The organism is Desulfosporosinus fructosivorans (assembly GCF_004766045.1).
Taxonomy (GTDB): Bacteria; Bacillota; Desulfitobacteriia; order Desulfitobacteriales; family Desulfitobacteriaceae; genus Desulfosporosinus; species Desulfosporosinus fructosivorans.
This window is the reverse complement of record NZ_SPQQ01000035.1, coordinates 1-7316: the sequence shown is the minus strand read 5'-3', so window position 1 is coordinate 7316 and position 7316 is coordinate 1. Positions and strand designations below refer to the sequence as shown.

The 7316-nt window shown below is 41.9% G+C and carries 6 protein-coding genes; all 6 read left to right on the top strand.

Annotation, left to right across the window (positions count from 1 at the left end; translation table 11 throughout):
• Positions 1 to 290 precede the first annotated feature (290 nt).
• A complete protein-coding gene (sat, locus tag E4K67_RS29395) occupies positions 291 to 1457 on the top strand; it encodes a sulfate adenylyltransferase (RefSeq protein ID WP_135553253.1) in 1167 nt (388 codons plus the stop codon).
• A gap of 82 nt (positions 1458 to 1539) precedes the next feature.
• Complete coding sequence (gene aprB / locus E4K67_RS29390; RefSeq protein WP_135553251.1) at positions 1540 to 1977, top strand: adenylyl-sulfate reductase subunit beta; 438 nt, start codon at positions 1540 to 1542, stop codon at positions 1975 to 1977.
• Between the two features lie 44 nt (positions 1978 to 2021).
• Positions 2022 to 3911: an adenylyl-sulfate reductase subunit alpha gene (gene aprA, locus E4K67_RS29385; protein ID WP_135553249.1), complete on the top strand. Its 1890-nt coding sequence runs from the start codon at positions 2022 to 2024 to the stop codon at positions 3909 to 3911.
• Between the two features lie 208 nt (positions 3912 to 4119).
• Positions 4120 to 4467, top strand: a complete 348-nt coding sequence (locus tag E4K67_RS29380; RefSeq protein ID WP_338031931.1) for a YlbF/YmcA family competence regulator — start codon at positions 4120 to 4122, stop codon at positions 4465 to 4467.
• A gap of 594 nt (positions 4468 to 5061) precedes the next feature.
• Positions 5062 to 6309, top strand: coding sequence for a CoB--CoM heterodisulfide reductase iron-sulfur subunit A family protein (locus E4K67_RS29375; RefSeq protein WP_135553247.1), 1248 nt, complete (start codon positions 5062 to 5064; stop codon positions 6307 to 6309).
• Positions 6310 to 6313: 4 nt separating this feature from the next.
• On the top strand, positions 6314 to 7316 hold a 1003-nt coding region (locus E4K67_RS29370), incomplete at its 3' end, for a CoB--CoM heterodisulfide reductase iron-sulfur subunit A family protein (protein WP_135553245.1).

The following is a 7316-nucleotide window of genomic DNA, read 5'->3' as shown; positions in this document are numbered from 1 at the left end:
TGCGCAGGACTGGAAAAGGGCGACGTATTACAAGTTATGGAATTGTCCGAGTTTCTTTGCGCTGCTAGCCAACCTAAGGCCTAGTTGGAAACATAAGCTTCCTACATTAGGTCTCTAGATATTGGGTTTGACTGAAAGATTTGGTTAAAAAGTCTAGGGTGTATGAAAGGGGGGATGCCGGAGACTCTTTTACGCTGTGTCTAATCCAGCAATAGTATTGAGGGCCCTGGCTAACACTTATTTTGTTCATAGACTCATATATGCAAACTAAAATAGAGGAGGACTATAACATGTCTAAATTAGTACCACCGCATGGCGGAAAATTAACACCAGTATTACTCCCTGAATCAGAACGGGCTGCGGCTTTAGCCAAAGCAAAAACTTTACCGGTGATTCGCATGTCTTCAAGAGAAACATCTGACCTTTTAATGATCGGAATGGGTGCATTTAGCCCACTGACAGGATTTATGGATAAAGCAAATTATGAAAGTGTTGTAAACACACAACACTTAACTAGTGGTTTAGCTTGGCCGCTCCCTATTACACTCTCTGTCACTGAAGAACAAGCGGAAGCCATTAAAATTGGCATGGAAGTTGCTTTAGTGGATGATGAAACCGATACCTATTGTGGTATCTTAACGGTAAATGATAAATATGAGTATGACAAAGTTAAAGAATGCAAAACTGTGTTTTTCACAGATGATGCAGTACATGACGGTGTCATTAAAGTTATGTCCCAAGGAAATATCAATGTCGGTGGAGAGCTGGTAACCTTTAGTCAGCTCGGATACGCAACTAAATACGGCGATTACTACGCTACTCCTGCTCAAACCAGAGCGTTGTTTGATGAAAAGGGCTGGGCAACCGTTGCAGCTTTCCAAACACGTAATCCTTTACATCGTTCCCATGAATTCTTATGCAAAATGGGAAATGAAGTTTGTGATGGATTGTTCATTCACCCTATCGTAGGAAAACTCAAAGAGGGTGATATTCCGGCTGAAACACGTCTGGAATGTTACGAAGTTCTCTTGAAGAATTATTTTAATGAGAAAAATGCTGTAATGAAGGTTTATCCTATGGAAATGCGCTATGCAGGACCTAGTGAAGCCATTTTACATGCTATTTTCCGTCAAAACTTCGGATGTAGCCATATTCTTGTTGGCCGCGATCACGCTGGTGTAGGCGACTATTATAGCGCTTATCAAGCCCAAGAAATATTTGACACATACAAACCAGGTGAAATTCTTTGTCAACCGATCAGGGTTACTGCAGCTATGTATTGCACAAAATGCGATGGCATGACTACAGAAAAAACCTGCCCACACGGTAAAGAAGATCATCTAAAAATCAGTGGAACTAAGTTACGGGGAATGTTAGCCAAAGGCGAAGTTCCACCTAGTAATTTCAGTCGTCCAGAGGTCTTACAGATCCTGCTCAAATATTACGCTGCTAAGTAAGCTGCCCGTTAGTTTGTGAACTAGGCTAAAGAGAATTCTCTTTAGTTTAGTTTCAAAATATATGAATGATGGAGGTTAGACAATGCCAAGTTTTGTAATTGCAGAAAAATGTGACGGATGTAAAGGGCAAGACAAAACAGCTTGCATGTATGCATGCCCAAATGACCTGATGATGTTAGACAAAGAAGCGATGAAGGCTACAAACCTAGATCCTAGCCAATGCTGGGAGTGCCTATGCTGTGTTAAGGCTTGTCCTCAACAAGCAATGGACGTTCGCGGATATGCAGACTTTGTACCCCTAGGCGCATCAGTCACCCCACTACGTGGATCTGACAGCATCATGTGGACTGTTAAATTCCGTAATGGCATGACCAAACGCTTCAAATTCCCAATTCGTACAACTGAAGAAGGTTCCGCAGTACCCGATGCTGGTTATGAAATCACAACTGACATTAACAGCCACGAACTGTATACCGAACCCGCTTCAATGCATATGCCAGTTTGGACATACAAAAAGTAAGCTCTTATTTATGAATAAGGGAATATATAGGGAGGTTAAAATCAATGCCAATGAACTTTGAAACAGTAGAAATAACCACCGACCTTCTCATCATTGGAGGCGGAATGGGATCCTGTGGCGCAGCTGTTGAAGCTGCTTACTGGGCAAAACAAAATGGACTAAAGGTAACTTTAGTAGATAAAGCATCAATGCCACGTTCCGGTGCAGTCGGAATGGGATTGTCTGCTATCAACCTTTATGTAGGACTTGCAGAAGGTAAAAACACAGTTGAAGATTATGTTAAATATGTTAAATATGACATGATGGGGGTAGCCCGTGATGACTTAGTCGCTAACATTGCACGTCACGTAGATAGCTCCGTTCACATGTTTGAAAAATGGGGACTTCCACTCTGGAAGGGTGAAGATGGCGGCTATGTACACGAAGGTCGCTGGCAACTAATGATCAGTGGAGAATCTTATAAAGTCATCGTTGCTGAAGCAGCTAAGAATGCTTTGGGCGAAGAAAACATTTATGAGAGAGTATTCATCACAGAACCATTGATGAAAGATGGCAAATGCGTAGGAGCCGTTGGATTCAGTGTTCGTGAGAATAAGATTTATGTCTTCAAAGCAAAAGCAACACTGTGTGCTATGGGTGGAACTGTTGGAGTCTTCAAACCTAAATCTACGGGTGAAGGCGCAGGCCGTTCTTGGTATCCTCCGTTCTCCACAGGATCTTCCGCATACTTCACAATGAAAGCCGGAGCAGAAATGACTTGTCAAGAAGTTCGTTTCGTACCGATTCGTTTTAAAGATGCATACGGTCCAGTTGGAGCATGGTTCTTACTCTTTAAATCCCGTGCAACCAATGCATTGGGCGAGAACTACATGGAAACCCGCATCAGCGAATTAGATAAATACGGCAAATACGGTGCAGCTCGTCCGATTCCAGCAAACCTACGTAACCACCTCGGTTTGCTTGACATCCAAGAAGGCAAAGGACCTCTCTATATGAGGACTGAGGAAGCTATCGCTAACTTGGCCAAAAAATATGAAGATGACCCTAAAGCTTTCAAGAAAAAGATGAAAGAGCTGGAGAATGAAGCTTGGGAAGATTTCTTGGATATGACCATTGCTCAAGCGTTACTGTGGGCAGCTACCAACGTCGAGCCAGAAGTTAGATCTTCTGAAATCGCTGCAACAGAGCCATACTTCATCAGTTCTCACTCAGGATCATCAGGAGCTTGGGTATCTGGACCAGAAGATCTATCTGCTGGAACAGACTATTTCTGGGGATATGCTCAAATGACCACAGTTCCTGCACTCTTCGCAGCTGGAGACGCTACAGGAGCTTGCCCTCACAAGTTCTCTTCAGGAACGCATGCTGAAGGACGTATCGCAGCAAAATCAGCAATCAAGTATATCTTAGAGAACAATACCTTGACTGAAGCTGATCCTGCGGTAATAGAAGCTGTTAAAGCAGCGATCGTCCAACCGCTCCAAATCTTCGAAGACAACAAAGGATTCACCACGGATTGTGAAGTTAACCCAGCCTACATTATGCCTAAGCAGTTCATGTATCGCTTACAAAAGCTCATGGACGAGTATGTTGGTGGAGCTAACGTATTCTTCAACTTAAACACAGCTTCTTTAGAAAGAGCTGCAGAACTGTTTGTCTTCCTCAAAGAAGACTCTGAAAAAATAGCTGCAAGAGATCTCTATGAACTGTTGAGAGCTTGGGAAAACAAACACAGATTATGGCAAGCTGAATCTCATCTTCGCGCCGTAACCTTCCGTGAAGAAACACGTTGGCCTGGATACTACTTCAGAACAGACCGTCCAACGCTTGACGAAGCTAACTGGCACTGCTTTGTTAATATGAAGTGGGATCCTAATACGAACGAATGGTCAGTCTTTAAAAAGCCTGTTATTGATATGTTTGGTGTTGAATAACACTAGGGAACGTGTCATTAAGACAATCAATCGATCGATCATTTAGCTAGCTTTGCTACGCTCCTTGACTGATTGTAAGTAGGAAAGGGTGCAAATTCTCGAAAATTTCGAAATTTGTACCCATTCGCTTATTTTTAAGAGTAATAAGTGTTAAAATAGATTTAGAAACTAAATATATAGTAAATTTACTTTAGGAGGAATCATAACTTTGGAACTAGAGGAAATAATGCAAAAAAGCATAGAACTGGGCAAGTCTATAGGACTTTCAAACGTGTACAAAGAATTTAAGCAGGCTGAGAATGACCTTCTACATAATTCAGAGGCTTGTAAGCTAGTAGAAGATCTACAAAAACTGAAGTCGGAACATCATGGCAAAAAAATGGCCGGAATTGAAATAAGCGAAAAAGAACAGCAAACAATGAAAGAATTGGAGCAATCATGTCTAAGAGATCGTCAAGTTTTAATCACAAATGAAGCAAATTCAAAGTTCCAGGATTTAATGAGTAAAATGACAGAAAATATAAAAACCGGGATTAAGAGTGCCGAGCAAGGATAGATCTTTTTGTAAATGATAATCACAGAAAACAATAAGGGATAGGTGATTTCAAAATAATGAAGCCCTATCCCTTTTCTTGATGCTATTACCCGAATACTACATCATTTTGACACACTATTTTAACTCGAAAACTCGAAAATCAGTAACCATACATATGTAAGTATTTCACACTTCTTAATTCATAATTACTATGGCTAATCCTAATGCTACCAAGGCTAGTGCTATGCTCTAATAAGTCTGGCAAAGTCGGTAAACTTTGCGAAAAAGTTCTCTAAGCCAAGGTATAGTAGTCATTTAGAATACATTGCCAATAAATTAAGTACAGATTCTACTTTTTGTTTGGTACATTTCTCCTTTCAGATAGGGAGAAATGCATTAATTCATGTACAGAAATCGAGTTATTGCGACATGAAAAAAAAAGTAGAATCATTTCACTATACGATTTCTTAATTATGGTCATATTGACTAATTATGACCTAAGTGCTAGTCTTAATTTATTAGAAAATTTTCGCATGTTTATATACTAGTTTGTGCATTTAATTACGATTAATATTAATAAGTCATGCTTGGTAGTTAAAGAAAAGAGGGAAAAGGATGACATATAAGAGTATTCTAGTGGTTGGAGGGGGAATAAGCGGACTTACTGCCGCTGTGGAAGCTTCCGAGGCAGGAAGCGAGGTTTATCTAGTTGAAGAGAAATCTTATCTAGGCGGTAAGGTAGCGCAGATGAACCAGTATTTCCCCAAACTGTGCCCGCCGAACTGCGGGTTGGAGATTAATTTCAAACGAATCAAGCAAAATCCACGAATCAAATTTTTCACAGTAGCGGAGATCGAAGCGATCGAAGGAACAGAAGGGGATTTTACAGTCACAGTAAAATCAAATCCTCGCTATGTAAATCAGAACTGTACAGCTTGCGGAAAATGCGTTGAAGTATGTCCAGTCGAGAGAGCGAACGACTTCAATTACGGATTGGATAAAACAAAGGCGATCTACAAAGCGCATGAGTTTGCCTTTCCAATGAAGTACGTCATAGATGATAAGGTATGTCTAGGAGCAGAATGCGGAAAATGTGTAAGTGCCTGTCAGTACGGCGCCATTGAATTAGATATGGCGTCAAAAAGCTTTAAGCTGAATGTTGGCTCGATCGTATGGGCAACAGGTTGGGATCCGTATGATGCCAAGAAAGTGGACTATTACGGATTTGGGCGACATCAGAATGTGATCACGAATGTGATGATGGAACGCTTAGCAGCCTCGAATGGACCAACCGGAGGTAAAATAGTGCGTCCATCGGACGGAAAAGAAGTCAAGAGTATAGCGTTTGTACAGTGTGCCGGATCGCGTGATGAAAACCATCTGACGTACTGTTCTGGAGTATGCTGTATGGCCTCGTTAAAGCAATCTACGTATGTAAAGAAACAATACCCCGATGCTAAAGTGTCAATGTTTTATATAGATGTCAGAGCGATGGGTAAACATGAAGAATTTTATCTTAAGGTACAAGATGACATCAACATGATCAAAGGGAAAGTCGGCGAAATCACCGAGGATCCGTTGACCCACGACTTAACAGTACAAGTTGAGAACCAGTTAACCGGAGAGATTATGAAAGAAAAGGTTGATATGGTAGTACTAGCGACAGGGATGGTACCAGCAACAGAAAGAACAAAAGTACCTGTAGAAATGAATTATGATGAGGATGGATTTATAGCTTCAGATTCACAGCAACCTGGGATTTATGGCGCTGGATGCGTTAAAAAGCCATTGGATGTTGCCTCATCGACCAAAGATGCTACGGCATCAGCGCTAAAGGCCATTCAATCGACGGTGAGGAGGTAGCACAATGGATAAAAAAACAGGTGTTTATATCTGCACCGGCTGTGGAATTGGAGAATCCTTGGATATAGGAAGCCTGTCTAAGGTAGCCACCAAGGAAAGCAAAGTGCCAGTATGCAAAACGCATGCGTTTTACTGTGGAGCAGAAGGCATCGCCGAAATTAAGAGTGACATAGAGAACGAAGGAGTTAACACAGTCGTGATCGCCGCATGTTCATCACGAGTTAATTATGACGTTTTTGAGTTTGGACCTTCGATATTACTGGAAAGGACCAACCTAAGGGAACAAATCACCTGGTGTCATCCAGCCAATGATGAAGATACCCAGATGATGGCAGAAGATAGCCTGAGGATGAGTCTTGCCAAAGCAAAGCATATTCTTTTGCCAGAGTCGTTCCAAGGGGAAAACATGGTAAAAACCATCCTGGTAGTGGGTGGAGGACTTTCGGGTATAACGGCAGCTTTAGAATCAGCAAAAGCAGGGTATAAAAGCGTACTCGTAGAGAAAAGCCCGGTGTTAGGTGGTTGGATGAACAGTCTCTACAAACAAGCACCGCTAAAAGCGCCGTATGAAGGTCCGGAAGATGTCGATATTGCAGAGAGAATTAAAGAACTTGAAGCTCATGCAGATGTAACAATCTATGTTGGAGCAGAAATAAAAGAGATTGCCGGCGCACCTGGAATGTTTGATGTAACCATTAGCCAAGACGGCAAGAGCATCACGGAGCGAATCGGATCTGTTATTCTAGCAACGGGAGCCGTACCGTATGATGCAACCAAGCTGGAGAACCTAGGCTATGGAAAATACGAGAATGTGATCTCGGGTCAAACAATGGAAGAACTCGCCAAAAAGGGAAAAATTGCGCGCCCCGACGGTAAAGAAGTACAAACAATAGCCTTTATACAGTGTGCAGGTTCAAGGGATCCAGAACATCTGCCGTATTGCTCGGCGGAATGTTGCGTAGAGTCGCTGAAACAGGCGACCTATTTGAAGGAACAGAACCCAGAGG